Annotated in this window: 16 protein-coding genes; 8 read left to right on the top strand and 8 right to left on the bottom strand. The window is 37.6% G+C overall.

From position 1 onward, the window contains the following. Window positions 1-18: 18 nt before the first annotated feature. Window positions 19-1,134, top strand: a complete 1,116-nt coding sequence (locus ACMA47_RS19660; RefSeq protein ID WP_413931144.1) for an acyltransferase family protein — start codon at window positions 19-21, stop codon at window positions 1,132-1,134. Window positions 1,135-1,415: 281 nt separating this feature from the next. Here the strand turns inward: ACMA47_RS19660 and ACMA47_RS19655 are convergent, their stop codons facing one another. Beyond that, window positions 1,416-2,453, bottom strand: a complete 1,038-nt coding sequence (locus tag ACMA47_RS19655; RefSeq protein ID WP_413931143.1) for a serine hydrolase domain-containing protein — start codon at window positions 2,451-2,453, stop codon at window positions 1,416-1,418. 246 nt (window positions 2,454-2,699) lie between these two features. On the opposite strand from ACMA47_RS19655, the gene ACMA47_RS19650 reads away from it, so the two are divergent. Continuing rightward, complete coding sequence (locus tag ACMA47_RS19650) at window positions 2,700-3,209, top strand: DUF305 domain-containing protein (RefSeq protein WP_413931142.1); 510 nt, start codon at window positions 2,700-2,702, stop codon at window positions 3,207-3,209. A gap of 74 nt (window positions 3,210-3,283) precedes the next feature. Next, the gene (locus ACMA47_RS19645; protein WP_413931141.1) at window positions 3,284-3,796 is read left to right on the top strand and encodes a hypothetical protein; all 513 of its coding nucleotides are present in this window, start codon (window positions 3,284-3,286) and stop codon (window positions 3,794-3,796) included. Between the two features lie 325 nt (window positions 3,797-4,121). Here the strand turns inward: ACMA47_RS19645 and ACMA47_RS19640 are convergent, their stop codons facing one another. The 6 genes from ACMA47_RS19640 to ACMA47_RS19615 all read right to left on the bottom strand — a co-directional run bounded on the left by ACMA47_RS19640 (window position 4,122) and on the right by ACMA47_RS19615 (window position 16,125). Then, window positions 4,122-5,585, bottom strand: a complete 1,464-nt coding sequence (locus tag ACMA47_RS19640) for a RagB/SusD family nutrient uptake outer membrane protein (RefSeq protein ID WP_413931140.1) — start codon at window positions 5,583-5,585, stop codon at window positions 4,122-4,124. A gap of 10 nt (window positions 5,586-5,595) precedes the next feature. Continuing rightward, a complete protein-coding gene (locus ACMA47_RS19635; protein ID WP_413931139.1) occupies window positions 5,596-8,550 on the bottom strand; it encodes a SusC/RagA family TonB-linked outer membrane protein in 2,955 nt (984 codons plus the stop codon). Window positions 8,551-9,860: 1,310 nt separating this feature from the next. Then, window positions 9,861-11,330 carry a TolC family protein gene (locus tag ACMA47_RS19630; protein ID WP_413931138.1) on the bottom strand — a complete coding sequence of 490 codons (1,470 nt, stop codon included), beginning with the start codon at window positions 11,328-11,330 and terminating at the stop codon, window positions 9,861-9,863. Then, window positions 11,323-14,484: an efflux RND transporter permease subunit gene (locus tag ACMA47_RS19625; RefSeq protein ID WP_076595625.1), complete on the bottom strand. Its 3,162-nt coding sequence runs from the start codon at window positions 14,482-14,484 to the stop codon at window positions 11,323-11,325. Before ACMA47_RS19625 ends, ACMA47_RS19630 begins: the two co-directional genes overlap by 8 nt. A 15-nt stretch (window positions 14,485-14,499) precedes the next feature. Continuing rightward, the gene (locus ACMA47_RS19620; RefSeq protein WP_413931137.1) at window positions 14,500-15,585 is read right to left on the bottom strand and encodes an efflux RND transporter periplasmic adaptor subunit; all 1,086 of its coding nucleotides are present in this window, start codon (window positions 15,583-15,585) and stop codon (window positions 14,500-14,502) included. 105 nt (window positions 15,586-15,690) lie between these two features. After that, window positions 15,691-16,125: a hypothetical protein gene (locus tag ACMA47_RS19615; protein WP_413931136.1), complete on the bottom strand. Its 435-nt coding sequence runs from the start codon at window positions 16,123-16,125 to the stop codon at window positions 15,691-15,693. A 219-nt stretch (window positions 16,126-16,344) separates the two neighbouring features. Here ACMA47_RS19615 and ACMA47_RS19610 point away from each other — a divergent pair, with 219 nt between their 5' ends. The 5 genes from ACMA47_RS19610 (at window position 16,345) to ACMA47_RS19590 (ending at window position 22,567) form a co-directional block, all read left to right on the top strand. Then, window positions 16,345-17,256, top strand: coding sequence for an SDR family oxidoreductase (locus ACMA47_RS19610; protein ID WP_413931135.1), 912 nt, complete (start codon window positions 16,345-16,347; stop codon window positions 17,254-17,256). Window positions 17,257-17,872: 616 nt separating this feature from the next. Further along, window positions 17,873-18,793 (top strand): AraC family transcriptional regulator, encoded by a 921-nt coding sequence (locus tag ACMA47_RS19605; RefSeq protein ID WP_413931134.1) that lies wholly within the window; start codon window positions 17,873-17,875, stop codon window positions 18,791-18,793. A 150-nt stretch (window positions 18,794-18,943) separates the two neighbouring features. Next, window positions 18,944-19,507, top strand: coding sequence for a TetR/AcrR family transcriptional regulator (locus ACMA47_RS19600; protein WP_413931133.1), 564 nt, complete (start codon window positions 18,944-18,946; stop codon window positions 19,505-19,507). A 1-nt stretch (window position 19,508) separates the two neighbouring features. Next, window positions 19,509-20,921, top strand: coding sequence for an MFS transporter (locus tag ACMA47_RS19595; protein WP_413931132.1), 1,413 nt, complete (start codon window positions 19,509-19,511; stop codon window positions 20,919-20,921). A 137-nt stretch (window positions 20,922-21,058) separates the two neighbouring features. Beyond that, window positions 21,059-22,567 (top strand): adenosine kinase, encoded by a 1,509-nt coding sequence (locus ACMA47_RS19590; RefSeq protein ID WP_413931131.1) that lies wholly within the window; start codon window positions 21,059-21,061, stop codon window positions 22,565-22,567. Window positions 22,568-22,639: 72 nt separating this feature from the next. Here the strand turns inward: ACMA47_RS19590 and ACMA47_RS19585 are convergent, their stop codons facing one another. Continuing rightward, window positions 22,640-23,851, bottom strand: a complete 1,212-nt coding sequence (locus ACMA47_RS19585) for a winged helix-turn-helix domain-containing protein (RefSeq protein ID WP_413931130.1) — start codon at window positions 23,849-23,851, stop codon at window positions 22,640-22,642. Window positions 23,852-23,970: the final 119 nt, after the last annotated feature.

Genomic DNA, 23,970 nt, shown 5'->3' with positions numbered 1-23,970 from the left:
CATTTGCATAAAAAAATAATGAAGGAATATTCAGAAAGGCTTTACGGATTGGATCATCTCAGAGCTATTGCAATTTTATTGGTGCTCATGTATCATTACAGGGCATTCAAACATCCTGACTGGATAGATCGTATCGGAAGGTTTGGCTGGACGGGAGTAGATCTGTTCTTTGTTTTAAGCGGTTTCCTGATCTCAGGACAATTGTTCAGAGAAATAAAGAATAAAGGAAATATCAGTCTGAAAACATTTTATATAAAACGGTTTTTCAGGATTTTTCCGGCTTACTTTTTTACCATTTTCCTTTATTTTACATTCCCTTTTTTCAGAGAGCGTGAAGCTTTATCTCCGTTTTGGAAGTTTGTTACTTTTACCCAAAACTATGGGCTGGATGTCATCAACCGTGGAACATTTTCCCATGCATGGTCATTGTGTATCGAAGAGCAGTTTTATCTTATTCTTCCCTTGTTTCTCTTAATTTTAATCCCTGCAAAACTTTTCAAGCATCTGGCAGTTCTGATGATAGCTGTTATTGGATTTTCTATTGTATTCAGGTTGATGATATGGAATGAATATATATCAGGACTGGATACAGCTTCCACTGATTTCTGGAAACTATGGTATATGAAAATATATTACCCCACTCATACAAGACTGGATGGTTTGGGGATAGGTGTTTTGATCGGCTACTTGATGCAGTATTCATCACAATTCAAAAAAATAGTGAATCACAATGGTAACAGACTTTTCTTTTTGGGAATTGTGCTGTTGGGAATATCTTTCTGGGTATGTAATGAGCAGGCTTCAAAAACAGTTTCCATATTTGGATTTACGTTGGTAGCTGTAAGTTTTGGAGTTATTCTGATGGCAGCAGTTTCCCAATCATCTTTCCTGTATCGGATAAAATCTTATCTCACTGCTCAACTGGCCGCTTTGTCCTATGCTGTTTATCTTTCCCATAAAGGAATTATTCATCTCGTGCAGGAAGGCTTTGATTATTTTAAACTTGAAACATCAGATAATATAAGTCTTATGGTTTGTTTCTTCGCCTGCATACTTGGAGGCTTATTCTACAGGTTTGTGATAGAAAAACCTTTCTCTGTTCTTAAAACTAGAGTTTTGAAAAGAATTGTATAATATCTGTCACTTTCGGGATAGATTTGCAAAAATTGAAAAGTAGTATCCTTGCTAAAAATCTTTGATTTTTTTGCGCCTTAAAAAAATATAATATTTAAAAAACTTTGCGCCTTTGCGTTCTCCAAAAAAACATATATAGGAAAGGTTGAGTTGGAAAATCGCAAAGGCGCAAAATGGTATTAATAAAGTTGTTATAAGACGCAAAGATTTTATCTGCGATAAAATTGCATGCTGTGTATTTTGAAATCTTTGACAGATCCTTTATAAAACAAACTTTTGACTTACTTAGAAGTGATTGCCTTCAGAACGGTATTTTTTATTGCAGCTTCTTTGAAACTCCAGTATTCACTGTTTTTAGGCATCTGATTTTCAAGGATGATGAGCGTAGTATCTGTAGAAGGAAAGTAAGTATTAAGACAGGTAAACCCATCACCAAGACCGGTCACGGCAAAATAATCCAGACCTGCTTCTTTGATGAACCTTACATTATACCCGAATCCCATGCTTTCTTTTCCAAATACATCATGCTGAGAACGGGTAGAAGGAGTCATCATTTGTTTCTGAAATTCCGGGGAGAGAAGCTTACCTTTAAATAAGGCCTGATCCCATTTTGCCAGATCCTGTACGGTGGAAATAATTCCTGCAGCAGGAACGATATCTTCATTCAGAAATGATTGTGTTACTTTCTCAAACTGATTATTTTCATTCATATAACCGGGAACGAGAGATGGGTTATTCTTTGTGTTATAAACAAAAGTCTGATCCATTTTTAGTTTTTTGAAAAGAGAACTGGCCAGCTCCGTGAAGCTTTTTCCAGTTGTATTTTTAAGAATTTCCCCAAGCATCATGTAAGAGAGGTTACCATATTTAAACTGGGAACCGGCTTTAAAAGCTGAGGGTTTTTCCAGTTTGGTAATTCCGTGAGTATGATTAAGGAGATGGTGGATTGTTACTGTATCTGCCCAGGTCTGGGTAAGAGTGGGAAGATATTTTTTGATAGGAGTATGAAGATCCAGTTTTCCCTGTTGGGCAGCCTGTAGAACTAAAACTGCGGTCACCTGCTTGGAGTTTGACATGATTTCAAACTGATCATCTGTTTTCAAAGGAATCTTTTTTTCAAAATCCTTGTAACCATTGGACTTGAGGTATTGTATTTTTCCTTTTTGAGCGACTAAAACAACGCCATTGAACTTTATGGGGCTGGTAGCAGTGATAATGCTGTCAATTTTCTGAGCATATGTGTTTTTTTTCTGAGCCGAAGCAGTAAAAGATAGCAGGGTAAAAGATATACTGGTGAAAAATAATTGTGTTTTGATCATTATTGATGTTTTATTGCTGAAAATTGAGATGAGGAATGAAAACTACTCTCATTGAAATCTTTTTGCAACTGAGCAATTCAAAAGATTTGAGTTCCCAAATATATCTTTTTCTTTTGATTGTACAAGGAAGTATTTTCGTCAATTATTATGAGTATAAGCATAAACCTGTCAGATAAATAGTATTATTTTTATCACAAGTTTTTGAATTATATAATATTATTTACAGTGCCCTCTCTTATGGAAAATATGAAGCGTAAAAATGGAATCTCTTCTTTGAAAGAAAATAAAAAACATTCAATTAATTCTTCAGTAATGTACAGCAGATTTGTACTTATGGCTTTGATGATGTTCTGTTTTATGTATATCATTATGTACACGATGATAGACAACCCGAGAAATTTTATTTCAAATATTAATAATTTATACATGACTCTCATGATGGTTTCAGCCATGTTACTTATTGAATTATGGGTTATGCGAAAGAGGTATAGGAACAGAACACTCAATTGGATCATTGTAAGTATCGGAGTGGTGACAAGTCTGTTTTCCTGGTTTGGAATCAGAGAACAGGTGAATGTGGATGACAGGCAGTTTGTAAAAAGTATGATTCCTCATCATGCAGCAGCCTTATTGATATCTGAAAAAGTACACCTCAGTGATCCACAGCTGATTATTCTTCAGAGAAATATTTTTAAAACCCAATCTGCGGAAATTAAGCTGATGAAAAGAAAACTCCGGGAGTTTGAAGGAAGGTAGAGTAGGAGGCATGAAATAACAAGAATAGTGATCTACTGTTATTTTATTCAGGATATTTTAATAATTTAGTTCTTATGAAAATTAAAATTATTTGCCTTTTTGTACTTCTTTTCTCCATTATTTCCTGTAAAAAAGATAAAGAATATCCTGAATATGTTGAATTGGAATCGGGGAATGGAAGTTATTCACTTTATATAAAAGATGGAAATTTCGAATTTTTAAAAACAGAACATGTAAGCTATGATCAGATTGTAACAGCACCTTTTTCAGAAGGTAAATATAAGATATCAGGTGATGAACTGATTTTGAATAGTGATAAAGGAAAAAAATATATTTTCAAAATCGGGAATGACTCTGAACTGATCCCTGAAAAAATGGATTCTCTGAAAGACCTGAAAGGATTATACCCTGTTCAGATTCTTCATAACAACAAAATGCCGAAAGAAATGGGACGTCTGGATTCTTTAGGAAGAAAAAATGCGTTGTGGCTTTACTTTAATGAAAAAGGAAAGGTCATTAATCAGAGATTGTATAAAAATGGCGAGCTGGTAAAAGATCATTACAAGTCTGATATTGTTATAAAATAAAAAATCTGCAAGAGACTTGAAAATAAACAGTATTCAATTTTATCGCAGATAAAATCCTTGCGCCTTATAACAAATTTATTAATACCATTTTGCGTCTTTGCGTTTTCCAACTCAACCTTTTTTATTTGTGTTTTTTTGGAGAACGCAAAGACGCAAAGCTTTTTAATTCTATGCATAATTTTAAGGCGCGAAAAATCAAAGATTTTTAGCAAGTGAAAGTCAAAAAAATATCATCCCTTACCTTGGTCAATAAAAAAGGCACCACTTACAAGTAAATGGCGCCTCGTCACTGAATATATTTGAATGTAAAATTGTTTCTGTTTATCTATTCATTCTGTTTGATTTGTGGGTTATTATTAATCTCTTTATTAGGAATCTGGAATCTGAATTTATCCGGAGTCAGGTTGAATCTTCCAAAAGTATGATTCGTTCCTGTGTATACTCTTTCTAAAGGAGTATTGAGTCTTTTCATATCAAACCAGGCGTAGCCTTCACCCCAAAGTTCTATTCTCTTTTGCAGGACAATTTCATTAATCAGCTCGCTGCCCGACTTTGTAGACAATGTATAAGCCTGATCTCTTTTTGAGGTAATGTTAAACAATACCTGTCTTGCTTCGGCTTCTCTTCCTTGTCTGGCAAGGGCTTCAGCCTGGATATAATATAATGAAGATGCTCTGATGTAAATATAATCTCCTTCAAAAAGTGTAGGATCTTTAAATTTCCAACTTACATAAGGCGGATAATTTTTCGTTTTTCCATTAAAAGTATACGCTGCATTCTGGCTTCCATTGAATACTTTTTTACGGTAATCCGATGCCGGAATGGCTTCATAAAGACGCTTGTCTATCAGCTTACGGATCTGTGCTGCTCCGGCATACCCTTCATTGGTATTATCAAACATGGAGAAGAAAGAAGCGTAATAATTTCCGATGCTCATCGTGGAAATGGTATTATGAAAACCCCATATTACCTCAGGATTATTAATGTTGGAAAATCCGGTATTGGTATAATCGTCCTCGGTCATCAGGGCAATTCCCTGCTTACTTTCCTCAGCGTATTTAGCTGCTTTGATATAATCTGCTGTTTCCAGAAATACTTCGGCTGCAATAGCTTTGGCAGTTCTTTGGTCTATCTGGGCTCTGGAAGGTCTGGCGTAAGTATCTAAAAGCGAAACAGATTCTTCTATATCTTTCTTGATTTGCGTATACACCTCAGCAACCGTTGATCTCGGAAGTCCCTGACTTGGATTATTTGCGGTAAGTACCAATGGAAGACCAGGTTCAGACTGATGTCCATTATAATCATTGGCATAAAAACGAACCAGATAGAAGTAGGAATAAGCTCTTAAAGCCAGAAGCTGCCCTGCAATGGCTCTGTTTTTTGCATTGGCATTTTTATCCAGACCATCAAGCAGCTTGTTGATCACAAATATTCTTGCATAAAAAGTAGTCCATACAATCTCAGAAGCAATATTACTGGCATTGGTGGCTTCGTAATTATAAAACATTCCTAAATGCTGGTTGGTAGACTGGATCACATCGTTTGACATCAGATCAGCACCTGCTTTGATTCCCATGATTCCGAAATCTGAGTGAACGGTAGTACCGCCAGCACCATTGCTTCGAAGATCAAGATAGATTCCACCCAGAATTTTTTCCGGACTGTTGGCATCGTTATTGAGCTGCTCACCGGAAATATCTCCTTCCGGCAACGTATTGAGATCATTAGCACAGCTGGTAGTCAGAAAACTTAGGGTTGCAGCTGTTATAAAGTATTTTATTGTGTTCATTCCTGTTCTTTTAAAAATTAAGTTTAAACCCTAAAGAGACACTGGATAAAAGAGAATATCGGTAGGCATCAGAAACTCCCGTCAGTGAAGCTCTTGGGTCGTATCCTTTTCTCTTAGACCATAGATATAGGTTGTTTCCTGTTACATAAATTTTCAGTCCTGATAATCCTGCCTGTTGGGCAAAACCTTCAGGAAGCTGATAGGATAGGGTTACATCCTGAAGACTGAAATAATCCGATTTGATCAGATACAGTGTTGAATTTCCATTCTGGTTCGTAGCCGTAAGATCTACTCTTGGTAAGGCAGCCGTTGGATTTTCAGGAGTCCAGGTTTTATCCAGGTCCGTTGAATAGTTAGATCCATAGGTATCAGAATGGAATAAGCTTCTGTAAATATCATCATAGCCATAGCCTCCGAACTGGTAAGCAAAATTCACTGCCAGATTGAATCTTTTATAACTGAAATCTGTTCCGAATCCACCATATACCTTTGGAATGGCAGACTTTCCGGTGTTATAATCGGTGGCTTCCTTATAATTATTGGTTACTGTTCTTTCTTCCTTTTGAGTAGCAGGATTAATTGTTGTACGATACCATAAAGCATCACCATTCTCAGGATTTACGCCTGCAAATTCTTTGAGGAAATACGTGTAACGGTCTCCACCTTCCGTCAGGATAAATAAACCTGAAACAAGTCCTGTGTTTCTCTGCTCAGCCGGTAATCGGGTAATCTTATTTTTATAATGAGTGGCATTCGCGTAAAAACTCCACTGGAACTCATCTCCGCGAAGGATATCTACACTGATATTAGCCTGAACACCTCTGTTCGTCATATCTCCAATGTTTCCATATTTTACATAAGATCCTGCATTGGATGGAGGAAGAGGAAGCGTGTAGATCATATCCGAAACTTTCCTTTCAAAATAATCAGCATTCAGATTGATTCTGTTTTTTAAAAGTGAAATTTCAAAACCGGCATTCAGGTTTTTGGAAGTTTCCCATTTTAAATCCTTGTTTCCTTGTTTTTTAAGAGATAGAACAGGTTTGTCATTCCCGAAATTATTGATTCCGTAGATATCCTGGTAAGCATAATAATCTCTGCTGGAACCCCCTAAAAGAATGTTGTCATTTCCCTGCTGGCCGTAAGAAGCTTTTAATTTTAAAGAATTAATCACGCTGTTGTCCTTAAGGAAATCTTCTTTTGCGATATTCCATGCCAGTCCCAGTCCATAGAAATTTCCCCATCTGCTCTCCGGAGAAAATACAGAAGAACCGTCTCTACGGATATTGGCATTGAAGAAATATTTACCGTCATAATTATACAATAACCTCGTGAAATAGCCTTCTACAGCATATTCATAGCCGCTTCCTGATAAACCTGTAATTTTCACAGCATTATCAAAAGCTTGTGAGTCAGGTAATAAAAGCTGCTGTTTTGATCCTGAAAAACCATCATCTTTTATCTTATTCAGTTCATGTCCTACAAGGAGGTTGAAGCTGTGATTTCCCAGTTTTTTCTGGTAGGTAAGCAATTGCTGGTGGTTCAGTGTATATTTAAAGTTTGAACTTTGTGAAATAGTTCCTCCCACAGAAGATGAAGTTCCTCCTTCCGTATTTCCGAACTGTAGGTTTCTGGTATTTTCGAGATAAGCACCAAAATTATAGGTAAAATCCAGTCCTTTGATGATTTCATAATTTAACCCAAGATTCAGATTGGTCACATTACTTACGATTTGTGATTTATTCTTCTGAAGGTTCCCTACAGGATTTTCAAACACCGCATAAGATCTTGTAGCTCCGTTAGGTCCCTGGCCATCTCCATAGTCATATAAAGCATTTCCATAACTGTCATAAAGCCTCTGGTAATTATTATCTCTAAGAAAAACAGGGTAGAAAGGAGCAATATTTCGGGCAAACTGGAACGGGTTGGAGAAACCTCCGGTCTCACCGAAATCCTGCTTGCTGTAAGTATAAGATAATGCACTTGTTAATTTCAACTTTGAAGTGATAGCGTAGTCTACATTAGATCTGATCCCGAATCTTTCAAACCCTGATGAAATCAAATATCCTTTATCATCAAGATAGTTAAGGGAAGTGTAAGATTTCACCTGATCTCCATTAGCATTGATTCCTACCGTAGCTTCTCTTCGCAAAGCAGGTCTGAAAAGCAGTTTCTTCCAGTCATCCTGATACAGTAATTTTGCATCCGGATTAAAAGAACCATCCTTTGATATCAATTGATTAAACGGAACATTATACACATTATATCCAAGTTTTGTCAATGCTGAAAGTCCCACATCATGAGGAGAAGGTCCTGAAGGAACCGCTCCCGGTTGTTTCAGTCTTGCGATTTCACCAATTCTGGCTCTGTTATAATAGGCGGTATAATAATCCTGAGGAGAAGTATAGACCGAATAATCTTCAATAGATCTGAAATTGACCCCTGTTTTTACATCAGCCTCAATACTTACGCCTTTACTTTTCCCTCTTTTGGTGTTCACAATAATAACACCATTGGCTCCTCTGGAACCATACAGAGCATTCGAAGAGGCATCTTCCAGAAAAGAAATACTTTCAATATCTGATGCCGCAATACTGTTCAGGTTTCCGCTGTACGGAATACCATCCAATACAATTAACGGGTCGCTGGATGCGTTGATAGAGCCAATTCCTCTCATTCTGATGGTAGGCTGGGAACCTGGCTGCCCTGAGGAAATCACCTGTACCCCGGCCACTTTTCCTCCAATTCCCTGAAGAATATTTCCATTTTGAAGATTAGAAAGATCCTTAGCCTTCAGCGACTGTACAGATCCTGTAATCTCTTCTTTTTTCTGCTTTCCAAAGGCAACTACCACTACTTCTTTGATGGAGGTTTCTTGGGAAAGACTGTCTTTGCTTTGGGCAAAACCATATTCCGCGAACAGCAGTAAGGCCAATACACCAAGCTTGCATTGTTTCTTTTTCATTATATTAATCTAGGTTTAAAACTGAATTGTGTATTACTGCTGATCTCTCCGTACAAATAATAGTTTCCCACCTCCTTTTTCAGGGAGGATATAAAAAACAGAAGATTAAAATTTACAGGAGATGTACCCGGATGAAAGAAGCCTTGAACTCTTTGGCTTTAATTCCTACAGTAATGAATGTATCTTTTAAAAAGTTAGCACATCATCATCATGCCCATCAAACCAAAGCACATGTCTTGAGAAATACATTGGTGCTGTGAAAGGGCAGACATTCCACAACAATTTTGCTGTGCAGGAGCTGCCACCGTAATGGTGCATAGGTAAGAATTAAAGGTATTCTTATTCATGAGAATAAAGTTTATGATTTTTTTAACTGGGTCAAAATTATTTAATAAAAGGCGAACCCTTACAAAAAGGGAATATGAGATAAATCATATTAGTCTACTAAATTAGTGGGTTAATAGTTGGAGTTTAGATTTTAATAAAATAATAAATTGATTATCAGTTCATTGAATGAGGTGTTGCAAATGTTAAAAAATAATAAAAAAGTTAATTTTCAAGTGTGAATTAAAATTAAAATCAGAAGTCTATTTATTTTGTAGACTTTTTATTTATTTTATAGCTGTATTTCATGAAAATAAGCATGAGAAGCTTTATCCTGCTATCCGCTCATACTCCTCACGCCAAACTGTCACCCTCAGCTTTGCCGAAGACCTCAACGCTTGTTGTGGGGTAACCGCTGCTATCAGGGCTAGAATAGAATTATGAATTATAAATTATGAATTATGAATTGCGAATGGAAAAAATATACTCAAACATCTGTGTTTATCTGTCTAATCCGTGGGAAAAATGAAAATATTCAATAGGAACGGGCTTTAGCCCATTTACCTTAGTCGAAGACCTCAACGTTTGTTGCGGGGTAACCGCTGCTATCAGGGCTAGAATAGAATTATGAATTATGAATTATGAATTATGAATTATGAATTATGAATTGCGAATAGAAGAAATATACTCAAACATCTGTGTTTATCCGTGTCATCTGCGGTTAAAATTATCCTATAATAAGTTATAATGAAAAAGACACAATCAATTTACCCCACAATGTCATTCTGAATGTAACGAAGAGAAATGAAGAATCTAAATCATGTATAAAATTCCACATCAGTTACTATCAAGGCCAGAAGATAGCTTGAATCATAAATTATAAATAAAAAAAATCCTCAATCATATGTGCCATCCGCAGTTAAAACCATTCAAAAAAAGGAGCCTGCCTCACGGCAGACTCCTATAAAAACAAGATTGAAAAGAATTTATTGTTTGGTAATATCCGGAACCTCCAAAGGTGTCTGGTCCCAACCACCACCAAGTGCTCTGTATACAGCAACACTTGCTTTAAGTTGGTTCACTTTCTTTTCCACCAGCTCAAACCTTGATTCCAGGGCATCTCTTTGAGTCAGTAAAACCTCCATATAATCAGCACGGGCATATTTGAACAGATCATTAGAAATATCAATCGACTTCGTTAAAGCATTCACTTCCTTCGTTTTGATATTCACACTGCTTTCCAGATTATGAATTTTAGACAACTGATTCGCTACCTCAATATAAGCACCCAGAACAGTCTGCTCATAATGATACACTGCCTGAATCTGTTTCGCATTGGCATTATTATAAGCTGCTTTAATCGCTCTTCGGTTGATCAGTGGAGCAGTAAGTTCTCCTGCAAGAGAGAACAAGAACGACTGAGGTTTGATAATATACAAAGGATTAAAAGCCTGTAGTCCAACTCCAGCAGAAAGATCAAGAGAAGGGTAGAACCTTGCTTTGGCCACTTTAATGTCAAGCTTGGCAGCAGCCAGTTCATACTCAGCCTGTTTGATATCCGGACGGTTTTCCAAAAGTTCAGAAGGAATTCCTCCATATACAGCTTGCGGAACAACAGAATCAAAAGAATTCTGACTTCTTTCTACAGGTTGTGGAAATCTTCCCACCAGATAATTGATCTTGTTCTCAGTTTCAACAATCTTCTGCTGGATGTCATACTGCATTCCCTGAGTTTTCAGAACCTGAGCTTCAAATCTCTGTACGGCCAGTTCATTGGATCGGGCATTCTTCTTTAAATCTTTGATAATTTCCAGTGCATCATTCTGAATTTTAATATTCTGATTCAAAATAACCAGCTCATTATCCAGTGCCAACAGCTCATAATAAGAATCGGCAATCTCAGAAATAAGATGAGTTGTCATGAAGTTCTTTCCTTCAATGCTCGCAAGATACCTTTGCACCTGCGCTCTTGTAGCATTATGAAGTTTTCCCCAGATATCGGTTTCCCACTGTGCCTGAGCTCCAACACCAAAATCAAATAAAGGTTCCGGCATTTCTCTGCCTGGTTCTATTTCGGTATTGGCTTCCATCGCTCCGATATTGGTGTATCGGCTTACTTTGTCTACGCCAGCTCCGGCTTTTAAACCTACAGAAGGAAGATATTCACCTTTTTTGGCTTTGATTTCGTTTTTAGACATTTCAATTTCCTGAAGGACAATATTCAGTTCCTGATTATTCTGAAGGGCCTGACTAATCAGCTCCTGAAGATGAGGATCACTGAAATATTCATTCCACTTCATTTTTCCTGTATTGATAGTGTCATTTTCTGCTGAACCGTATTTTTCAGGGACGGTTTTATTTTCAGCACGCTGTACGATTTCGATAGGTTTACAGGCAGTAAGACTTAATAAGACGACTGCCAGACCTGCATATTGATATATTTTTCTTTTATTCATAATGGATCATGTCTTCGCTTAATGGAGATTCATCTTCGTCTTTAATCATTTTTTTACCGTCAGACCACTTGGCAAATATGTAATAGAGCCCCGGAATTACAATCACTCCGAATAGCGTTCCTATCAGCATTCCTCCCAGTGAAGATGCTCCAATGGTATGGTTTCCGATCGCTCCCGCACCTCTTGCAAAAACAAGCGGAACCAATCCTGCAATAAAGGCAAAAGAAGTCATCAGAATCGGTCTGAAACGGGCTTTGGAACCTTCTACAGCAGCTTCAAGAATAGAATCTCCTGCCTGACGTCTTTTTACTGCAAATTCTACAATAAGTACTGCGTTTTTACCCAGTAATCCGATAATCATGATCAATCCTACCTGTGCATAAATGTCATTTTCAAGTCCCATCGCTTTTAATAATAAGAAAGATCCGAAAACTCCCACTGGTAAAGAGCAAAGTACCGCAAACGGAATAAGGAAACTTTCATACTGAGCCGCCAGAACCAGATATACGAATACCAGAACAACAAGGAATACATAGATGGCTTCATTCCCACGCTGTGCCTCATCGTAAGACAATCCTTCCCAGGCTACTTTGTATCCGTGAGGAAGTGTTTTAGCTGCCGTTTCATTGATAGCCTGAATAGCATCAGCAGTAGTATATCCTGCAGCCGGAAGTCCACGGATTGCCGCAGAATTGTACATGTTGTAACGGGTGATTTCATTAGGCCCCTGTGTCTTTTTCATTGTCATAAATGCGGAATAAGGAACCATTTCATCACGGTCATTTTTCACATACAGATTCATAATATCCGTAGGAAGCCTTCTGAATTCCGGAGACGACTGTACATATACTTTAAAGAATTGTCCGAAACGGATAAAGCCCTGTTCATAGGTACTACCGATCAGAATGTTGAGGTTGTCCATCGCTTTTCCGATAGAAACTCCTTTCTGCATCGCTGCATTATTATCAAAAACCAGTTCATACTGAGGGTAATTGGCTGCAAAAAAGGTAAATACTCCTGAAAGTTCCTTACGCTTTTTAAGCTGTGCGATGAAATCTTTATTGGCCTTGTCAAATTCCTGATAATCGGTCGTTCTGTTCAGATCCAGAAGTCTCATAGAGAAACCTCCCGAAGATCCGAATCCTGGTACAGCCGGTGGTTCAAAGAATTCAATGGTAGCTCCAAGGTCTTTTGATTTTTCTTCCAGCTCTTCCATGATTTCCTTTACAGAATGATCACGGTCGTTCCAGCTTTTAAGATTGATCAGACAGGTTCCTGCATTCGAACCACGACCTTCCGTCATGATTTCATATCCTGCCAGAGATGATACAGATTCCACACCGTCTACACCCATACAGATTTTCTGCAACGTTCTGGAAACCTTATTCGTTTGTTCCAGCGTAGAACCCGGAGGGGTCTGGATAATCGCATAAATAGTTCCCTGGTCTTCATTCGGGATAAATCCGCCCGGAAGTACTTTATTGATCATCACAATTCCGGCACAGAAAGCAATCAGAATTCCCCATGTTACCACCTTTCGGCTCACGATTTTTCTAAGGAATGAAGCGTATTTTCCTGTTATTTTATCAAATCCGCTGTTAAAAGAGTCTAAAGCTTTGGTGAAAATATTGACTTTCTTAGGCTTTCCATGATGGTTTTTCAATAGCATTGCAGCCAAAACCGGAGTCAAAGTAAGCGCTACTACTGCAGAAATCACAATAGAACTCGCCATAGTAATCGAAAACTGACGATAGAAAGTTCCCACCGGACCCGTCATAAATGAAATAGGAATAAACACGGCTACCATCACGGCTGTAATGGCAATAATAGCACCTGCAATTTCACCCATTACTTCTTTTACCGCTTTGTAAGGCGAAATATTACTGTCTTCCATTTTGGCGTGAACGGCTTCAATGACAACAATGGCGTTATCCACCACAATACCAATTGCCAATACCAATGCGAAAAGAGTAACCAAATTGATGGTTAATCCGAAGAACTGAATGACAAAAAAAGTTCCGATCAGAGAAACCGGTACGGCAATAATAGGAATCAACGTAGAACGCCAGTCACCAAGGAAAATGAAAACCACGATGGCTACAAGGATAAATGCATCTCTCAAGGTATGCATTACCTGTTCAATAGAAGCATCAAGGAATTGGGATACGTCATAACTGATTTTATAATCAACGCCTGGAGGGAAGTTCCCTTTCATTTCTGCCAGTTTTGCTTTCACATCTCTGATCACGTCATTGGCATTACTTCCGTAATTCTGTTTTAAAACGATAGAGGCGGAAGGATGTCCATCCAGATTGGAATAAATATCAAAGAACTCACTTCCAAGCTCTACCTTGGCAATATCTTTCAGCTTTACATTTTCTCCTTCTGCGTTGGAACGGACAATGATATTTTCATACTCTTCCGGCTTGTTGTATTGTCCTTTATAAGTCAATACATATTCCAGCGACTGTGCTGCAATACCGGAACTTTGCCCGATTCTTCCCGGACGTCCGATGATGCTTTGCTCACCGATGGCTTTCATCACCTCATCTACGGAAATAGAATACGCACGCATACGGTCAGGATTCAGCCAGATACGCATGGCATATCTACGGCTTCCCAGAATCTGAGATTTTGCAATCCCGTGGATACGGTTGATTTCCGGGATGATATTCACCATAGAATAGTTGTACAGGAATTTTTCATCCATACTTTTATTCGTACTGTAAAGGTTTACGTACATCAGCATACTTGGCTGAATCGGGTTTACCACAACTCCTTCTTTCTGTACAAGTTCGGGTAATAAAGGCATTACCTGATCCACTCTGGTCTTTACCAGAACTACCGCTTCATTGGGATCGGTTCCGGGATCAAAGACAACGTTTACCGTTGCTTCTCCGGCACTGGTGGCATCAGTAGTGATGTAACGCATTCCCTGAACTCCATTGATGGCATTTTCAATCGTGATCAAAGATGATTTTACCAATACATCTGCACTCGCTCCCGGATAAGCGATAGAAACAGCTACTGTAGTAGGGGCAATTTTTGGAAACTGTTCTGTAGGAAGCTGCTTCATGGCAATCCCTCCCATAAACAGGATCACAACCGATATCACAATGGCGAAAACCGGTCGGTGTATTACTTTTTTAAACATAATGCTGCTTTTGGGTTACTCGGCGTACAGATCCAGGTTCGACATTACTTTCTCAGGCTTTTGGTACTTTGAACTGATCTTTTGGTTTTCCTGTACCATTCTAAGACCCTCAAGAAGAATTCTTTCATCCTTTCCAAGTCCTGAAGAAACTACATAAATATGAGGTAATTCGGCAGCTACTTTTATTTCTCTTGCATGTACTTTACCATCTTTACCAATCACATAGACATATTTCTTTTCCAGCTCTTCGAAAGTCGCTTTCTGTGGAATCATCATTGCATTGGCATAAGGTGAAGTAATAACAATGTTTCCGGTTTCACCGTATCTCAACAGTCCTTTTGGATTCGGGAAAGTAGCTCTGTAAGCGATATTTCCAGTTTCATTGTCAAAATCAGACTCTATGGTTTGTACGATACCGTCTTGTGTGAACTCTTTGCCATTGGCCATTCTTAAACGTACATGCAATGGATTGTTATCTTTTTTCGCATCCATCTGATTAAGATATTCAGCTTCAGGAACATTGAAGTATACCCACATCTTGCTGTTGTCTGAAAGTTCCGTTACCAGCTCACCTTCATCTACAAGACTTCCTTTTCTTACGTGTAATTTTCCTACAATTCCGGTAAACGGAGCACGGATTTCTGTGAATCTCAAATGAGTATTCATTGAAGAAAGCTCAGCTTGGGCTTTTTCATATCTTGCTTTAGCCATAGCCATTTCCTGTGGAGCAACGATATTTTTGTCAGAAAGATTTTTGGTATTCTGATATTCAATTTCTGCGTATTTGCTTTCCGCTTTGGCGCGGTTTACATCAGATTCGTAAAGATTAGGCATGATTTTGAACATCAGCTGCCCTTTCTGTACAAACTGCCCTTCATCTACATAAATAGACTGGATGTATCCTTTTTCCTGGGCACGAAGCTCAATATGATTAATAGAACGGATCTGCGCAACATAATCTTTGTTGACTAAAGTATCTTTTATAAGAGGGCTTGTAACGTTGAATGACGCTGCTTCTGTTTTTTCCTTTTTTTCAGATTGACAGCCTACAAACAAGAAAATAAGGCACAAGTTGATATACATGAGACTTTTCTTGACCATGATAAATATTGTTTTTATAATAATTTATAATTGAAAAAATAGAGTTACCGGCTCTCATCATAAAGAATGAAAGCAGATAAGGTTTTCGAAAAAATTAGTATAAAATCACAGTCGGATGACCCTGTACTGGAGGTACAGATCATCATGTAAGGTCTTTAAATGTTCTGATTGAGAAAGTGAAACAGCAATTTGTCTGTTGTGAAATGTAGTGACAAAGCCTGAAATAAGATGCCAGAAGCCATCTTTGAAAAGAGCAATAAGTTCTGTAGAACCCGATGATTCTACATTGTCGTCATTTTCATTATCATTTTCAGAAAGGTTTGCTCTGATTTTGTTGTAGCGGGGATGGCTGACATTGTAAGCATCATTGGCCTCATGGTTTTTAAGAAAGGTAAAAGATTCTTTGAAGCTTTTTTTCTGATGAACAAGAAGATCAGTGGTAAAATGAAGATCAGAAGAAATATCCGTTGAAATATACTGCTGAATTTGCCCGTAGTACCATCCTAAAACGGTAAGCCACGCAAATAATAAGCTGTACAAATATTGATAAAATCTTTTCCGCATCCCAGAGGCAAAGGTAGGTAAAGTTCTTACCAGGTGCAATCATTATAGATTAAAAAAGTGTTAAAAAGTGCTCTGTTTGCTGAAAAAAATACATCTGATTTTCTGATTTTCTTTTTTTGGCTAAGAAGAAGATAGATCCGGCGAAGTCTTCTTTACAGGCATTTCGGAATTTTACCTCAACAAAAAATTAAAGAAATGAATATTGTTTTAACAGGTTCCATCGGGAACATCGGAAAACCACTTACAAAAGAACTGGTAGAGAAAGGACACTCCGTAACGGTGATCAGTAGTACTGAAAAGAGAAGGGAAGCCATTGAAGCTTTGGGCGCAAAAGCTGCTATAGGAAGTATGTTTGACCCTGATTTTCTCACCAAAACATTCACTGGGGTAGATATTGTGTATCTGATGGAAACCATGGAAGCAGCAGGTGATCTATTTGATAAAAACATTGATTTTATTGAAAAAATCAGTGAAATTGGTCGTCATTACAAAACGGCTGTGGAACGTTCGGGCGTAAAGAAAATTATCCATCTCAGCAGCATCGGAGCACATACGGATAAAGGAACGGGTATTATTGTGTTTCACTATTATGTAGAGCAGATTCTGAAACAACTTCCGGATGATGTTTCTATTAAGTTTATTCGTCCGGTAGGCATTTATTTCAATATGTTTTCATTCATCAGCACGATCAAAAATAAAGGAGCTATTATTTCCAATTGGGGAGGAGATCAAAAAGAGCCGTGGGTTTCTCCACTGGATATTGCAGCTGTTGTAGCGGAAGAAACAGAAAAACCATTTGAGGGTAGAATGGTACGGTATGTAGCGAGCGATGAAGTTTCTCCTAATGAAATTGCGAAAGCTTTGGGAGAGTCAATCGGAAAGCCGGACCTTGAGTGGAAAATAATCTCTGATGAAGAATTATTGAAAAACTGGCTGGATATAGGGTTCAATGAACAGGTGGCTAAAGGTTTTGTAGAAACTCAGGCAAGCCAGGGCAGCGGTATTCTCTACGAAGATTATAATCAGCATCAACCTGTCTTGGGAAAAGTAAAGTTGACAGACTTTGCAAAAGAATTTGCTGAAGCCTATCAAAATAATGAAGCGTAAATAGTGAACCGCAAAAGTCACAAAATTTTTTAAGCATTTTAATAAGACGAAGAGCATATTCTTACGCTGAAAAGTACACTTAAGAATAGAATAATGAACTACTTTAACCACAAACATCTGTGAAAATCTGTGCGATCTGTGGTAAAATAAACCGCAAAAGTCACAAAATTTTTTAAGCATTTTAGTAAGACGAAGAGCATATTCTTACGCTGAAAAGTAAACATAAGAATAAAACAACGCACTACTTTAACCACAAACATCTGTGAAAATCTGTGCTATCTGTGGTAAAAATAAACCACAAAAGTCACAAAAGTTTTAAACATTTTAGTAAGATGAAGAGCCATATTCTTACGCTGAAAAGTACACATAAGAATAAAACAACGCACTACTTTAACTACAAACATCTGTGAAAATCTGTGCTATCTGTGGTAAAAAATAAACAGCAAAAGAAGTAAGTATTTAATTAAAATAAAGAGAAAACTTTTACGCAGAGAAGTTCAAATAAGTTTTGAAAATAATAGTATTAACGTAAATATTTGTGAAAATCTGTGTCATCTGTGGGAAAAAAGTGCTACAACAAAAGTTTACTGCAAAAACAATTTGTAATTTTATAGATATGGAACAGCGGGCAATAAAAAGGATAAAAACCATCACAGAATTTCACCGTTCTAGGGGATTGCCTCCTCCTGAACATCCGTTGATCAGTGTGATTGATTATAAAGAGGTAAAGCGACCCGCCGATATAGGTGATGTCAACTGGATGCTGGATTTTTATCAGATTTCTTTAAAAATAGGTATGAATGGGAAGTTGAAGTACGGCCAGCAGGAATATGATTTTGATGAAGGAACGCTGTTTTTTATTTCCCCAAACCAGATTTTCAGAATAGAAGCAGATCCCAACGTGCAGGAAAACCAATCTGGCTGGATGCTGCTGATTCACCCGGATTTTCTATGGCATACTTCACTGGCGAAGACCATAAACCAGTATGATTTTTTTGACTATTCAGTGAATGAAGCCTTGTTTCTTTCCAAAAAAGAAGAACTTACCATCAATGGAATTATAGAAAATATTGAGCGGGAATATCATTCGATGGTCGATAAGTTTAGCCAGAATATTATCATTTCCCATATTGAAACCTTACTCAATTACTCCGAAAGATTTTATGAGCGTCAGTTTATCACCAGAAAAATGACCAATCATACCATTCTGAATCGTTTGGAAGTTTTGCTGGAGGATTATTTCAATGATCATGATTTGATCTCAAAAGGATTACCTACAGTACAGTTTGTTGCCGATGAGCTTGGAATTTCTCCCAATTATCTCAGTCGGTTATTAAAAACACTTACAGGGCAGAGCACCCAGCAGTTTATTCATGATAAACTTATTGTTAAAGCAAAAGAAAAGCTTTCTACCACCAGTTTATCTGTAAGTGAGATTGCTTATGAATTAGGTTTTGAACACCCGCAGTCTTTTACCAAACTGTTTAAAAATAAAACCAGTCTTTCTCCCTTGGCGTTCAGAACTTCTTTTCAGTAAAATATTAAAAATAATTTTGAAAAATAGTAGTCCATAACATTGATGTTATGGGCTTTTTGGGATGTTGAAAGCAAAAATCAATAAAGGGAATAGAGAAAAGCTAAAATAATAAATAGACAACTTTGTCTATTTATTGTATACCTTTGCTTCATGAAACAGAGAGGACAGGTTGTCATTGACAAAATTTTAGATACCGCAGAAAAATTATTCTACGAACAAGGGTATAGTAATACCGGAATTAACCAGATTATCAGTGAATCTGATATTGCAAAAGCTTCATTGTATAAGCATTTTGAAACAAAAACTGATTTGTTGATTGCTTATATTCAGCGTATGCATCAGCTTTGGTTCAGCAGGCTGGAAGCCAGTGTAAATGCAGTTAGCGATCCAAAGGAAAAACTGCTGGCCATTTTTGATCATCACACCAGGCGGCAGGAAATCAGGCAGTATGGAGGCTGTCCTTTCATTAAAGCCAATGATGAAGCGGGAACAAGTGACCCAAGGGTTTTGGAAGAAATTCAGGCAACAAAAGTTCACAGCAAGGAATTTATAAGAACACTGGTCAAAAATTCCGGTCACAAAAATATTCTTTCTGATGAGGAATTGGCGGAAACAATCTACGTAATGCTGGAAGGTTCTATTGTCACAGCTTCCGTTTTTAAAAAACCGGACGAGATACAATCTGCCAAAAAAATTATTCAAAAATTAATTTAAAATGAAAACTACCCATAATAAATGGCTGGAGCTGATCATTGTTCTGGCTGCCCCTTTACTTTCCGTGATTGATGTATTTATTATCAACATAGCCATTCCCACCATTAAAAAAGGGATTCATGCAAACGATGGAGAAATGCAGTTTGTGATTGCCGGATATCTTTTAGGTTATGCCGCTTTCCTGATTACCGGAGGAAGGGCAGGAGATCATTTCGGAAGGAAGAAAGTGTTCTTTTGGGGAATGCTGGCATTTACAGTAACATCCTGTTTATGTGGACTGTCGCAATCAGCATTTCAATTGAATGTCACCCGATTTTTTCAGGGATTAAGTGCTTCTTTTATGGTGCCTCAGACCATTGCATTTATTCAGGTCCTTTTTACGGATACTAAAGAGCGGGCAAAAGCATTTGGATTGTACGGAATTACTCTGGGAACAGCTGCTGCAATTGGTCAAGTACTGGGCGGTTATCTATCCGATACGCATTGGGTGATAGAAGGTTGGAGGCTGGTTTTCTTCATTAACCTTCCCATCGGAATTATAACCCTTTGGGCAACCCATAAATACGTTACTGAAACACCTAAACATGAAAGTACAAAATTTGATTACACAGGAATTGTGATTTTAACCTTTGCTCTGTTTTCTCTCATTTATCCTTTGATTCAGGGAAGAGAATCCGGATGGCCTTTGTGGAGTTTCGGACTTTTACTACTCTCTTTTATTCTGTTTGTCATATTTATTTATTATCAAAAAAAGAAACTGAGTAAAAACGGAAACCCTTTGATTGATGTCAGACTCTTTAAAATAAAAGATTTTAATATCGGGCTGACGGCCGTTTTATTTCACTTTATGCTTCATACCGCCTATTTACTACTGAGCGCAGTGTATCTTCAGAACGGACTTGGAATTTCAGCACTGGATTCCGGTTTATACTTTATTGCACCGGGAATCTTATTTGTCGTTTCGTCTGTAATGGCTTCACGCCTGATCGTAAAATACGGAAAGAGAGTATTGCAGGTAGGCGTGGTAATTCTATTTATCGCATTTTATCTCCAGATGACACTTTGGAAACCGGGAATCAGTACCGGGTTGATTATTGGATTAATGGCGATGTGGGGATTTGGAAATGGTCTTGTTCTTCCGTCCTTATTGAATGTTGCCCTTAAAAATGTTCCTTCACAATATGCAGGAGGTGCGGCCGGAATCTATTCTACCTTTCAGCAGACCGCTTCCGCATTAGGAGTAAGCGTTATTGGAGGTGTATTTTTCTATTTTTCAAAAGAGAGCTGGCAGACGGCGTATCATTTTGGGATCATTTGCGTCCTGATCTGCCTTGTTATGGTAGGTGTCATGTTACAATTATTACCTGCTTCAGAGGCTGTAAGTGAATCACGTCAGAACACCATTAAAGCATAATAATTACTTGAGGGATATTAATAAAATTAATCTTATTTTTGAATTAGCTTTATTTTGCACAATTTTTGCTATAACAAGCTACTTTTATTTTATCAGTTAAAACATAACTGATACTACAAACCCCTCCAATATTTATTATGATGAAAAAATACCTTATTTATATATCACTTTTTGGAGCACCCTTATTTTGGGCGCAAGGTAAAGTGACTGAAAAGTCTGTATACCAACAAAATCTGGAGTTATCAGAGAAAGAAAATGCGGCAATGGCATTTGATGCTGATATAAAATTGTCTGATGCAGAAATGGCTTTGGATAAAAAACTCTTCCAGATCCGTAAAGAGTTTATCAGTGATACAGAAACGAAGAAGAAATCTTTATATAACAGTTCTTTCAATGAGTTAAAACCATTAATAGAAGGCAGTAAACTGTTTGAAATTCTTCAGACCATGCCAAAAGGAGGTTTGCTGCATACCCACAGCGGGGGAATTACAGATGTGAAATGGATTATTTCAACCGCTAGAAAATATCAGGAATGCTATGTTTTTGATCAGAAAGATAATGATCAGTACATTTTCGGACAGCTGGCTTTTTTTGAAAAAGGAAAAGTTCCGGACGGTTTTGTAAGTCTGGATAAAAAGCTGACCTCAACCACTGGTTTTGAAAAAGAACTGCAGGATCTTCTTACATTGAGACGAGACAATCTGTGCTCTTACACAGATTATTGGATTGAATTTGAAAAACGTTTTAAGCGTATCAGTCTGCTGCTCCCGTACCGTCCTTTCTTTAAGGCATATTATCTGAAAGGATTTCAGGATCTTATAAAAGATAAAGTACAGCACGTAGAAATCAGATATATTTTTGATGAACTTTATGATTTTCAGCATGGAAAATATCCTTTGAAAACTACTATTACAGATCTGCAGGATATTCTTAAAGAAGTACATCAGTCAGATCCGCAGTTCACCCTTAAATTGATCTATTCAAGTTTTAAATTCTTAGATAATGAAAGTATTGAGAAGCAGCTGGAAACGGCATTTGAAATGAAGAAAGAATTTCCGGATATGATCTCTGGCTTTGATCTTGTGGCGGATGAAGCTGCGGGACATCATATCAGTTTTTTTGAAAAAAGCTGGGCAAAAATGAACGGACTTAGTAAAAAATACGGCGTAGAACTGCCTCTTTTCCTTCATGCCGGAGAAAGCAATTCTATCCTGAATAAAAATATTCTGGATGTTGCTCTGTTAAATAATAAAAGAATTGGTCACGGACTGAATCTTATTTACTTTCCAAAAACCATGGAACAGATCAGAAAACAAAATAAACTGGTGGAAGTAAGCCCGATCAGTAATCAGGTTTTAGGATATGTAAGTGATTTAAGAAACCATCCTGCAAGGGTTTTATTAAGCAACGGAGTACAATGCTCTATCAGCAGTGATGATCCATCGGTGTACGGATATACAGGTCTGAGCTATGATTTCTGGGTTACCCAAGTGTATTGGGAACTGGATGTGAAAGCATTGAAAAAACTGGTTTTCAATTCCATTAATTATTCTTCTATGAATGATGGTGAAAAAAAGAAAGCAATAACTTATTTGAACCAGCAATGGAATGATTTTGTTCAGAAAACAAATCAGAAACTAAACTAACAGGAGTTTTCCTAAAAAATAAAATCGCATTATTGAAGTCAATCGTGCGATTTGTTTTTTAATAGATCTCAATTATTTTTTAAACTTTAATTTGGACAATTCCTTTTTTACAAAAGAACCCAGCTTTGATGGACTTACTTTGGTCAGAACCAAAGATTCACAACTATTGAAAATAGCAAAACGTTTTATGGTTTCTACGAAAGGTTTAAGCCATAAATCAAGGTCCATAGCAGTGTTTTCAATGTGTAAATGAATAAGTTCCAGCTTTTTTTCTTTTCTGTGAGCTTTACAGTCAACCCTTCCGATAAACTGGTCTCCGAACAGGATAGGTAAGCAGAAATAACCATACTGTCTTTTTTCCTTTGGAGTATAACATTCCAGGCGGAAATCAAAATCAAAAATCTGTTTGATCCGCTCCCGATGAATAATGGCATTGTCAAACGGAGAAAGCAGCCACACGCTGGGACTTGCCTGATCAAATGTTTTTTCCAGTATTCCATTTTGAACAAAAGCAGAAGGTCCTCCTTCAATAGTCACTTTTGAGATTGTATCTTCTTCAAGCATCATCTGTAAAACCTTATTGACATTCGTCTTTAAATCATTTCCCTTCCTGAGGTGAGTGATTTGTTTTAACGTCGTAAATCCATACGCTCTCAGATTGGTCTTCACCAGAAATTCTGCCAACTCAAGTGGAGTAGGTTCTGTGATATTCGTAGAAGGCAGCAAAACTCTTTCAGCCAGATCATAGGTCTTCTGCATTCCGGAACGTCCGCTGATCATCAGATCACCTTGCATGAAAAGCCTTTCAAGAGCTAGTTTGGCAGGTTTCCAATTCCACCAGCTTCCTGCTTTATGGCTTTCATTTTCAAAATCTCTTGCTCTTTTTGGGCCTTCATTGCGGATGGTGTCTACTACATACTTCATCACTTTAGGATCAGCGTTGTAGTAACGGGATTCCCCTCTTTTGATTGTCAGCATTTGAGGCAAAACATATCTGAAATCCTGCATAGGAAGATAGGACGCTGCATGGAACCAATATTCAAATACTTTACGTTCCTCTACCAGGTCTTCCAGGTCGTCTGCCTTAAAATCAGGAATTCTTGTCCAGAGCGTATGATGATGAGCCCGCTCTACCATAGATAACGTATCAATCTGAATATATCCGAGATGCTCTAAAGCATGCAGAACTGCAGACTTTCCGGTTCCAAACGGTGTATTTTGTGTTAATCCCTGACTGTTTAAGGTGATAAGCTTTAATTGTTCTGGCGTCAGTGTCTTTTCCATATTTTAATTCAAAGAAAACAGGTTTTATGATGTTTTTTCAAATATAATGATTTGCTACAAAACGGATCATGTGTGTGATGATGTAATGAAATATTTCTTCCCGAAAAAGAGCTGGAAAT

It is taken from the genome of Chryseobacterium sp. T20 (assembly GCF_047345655.1).
Taxonomy (GTDB): Bacteria; Bacteroidota; Bacteroidia; order Flavobacteriales; family Weeksellaceae; genus Chryseobacterium.
The sequence above is the reverse complement of the archived record's forward strand: the minus strand, read 5'-3'. Positions and strand labels throughout refer to the sequence as shown.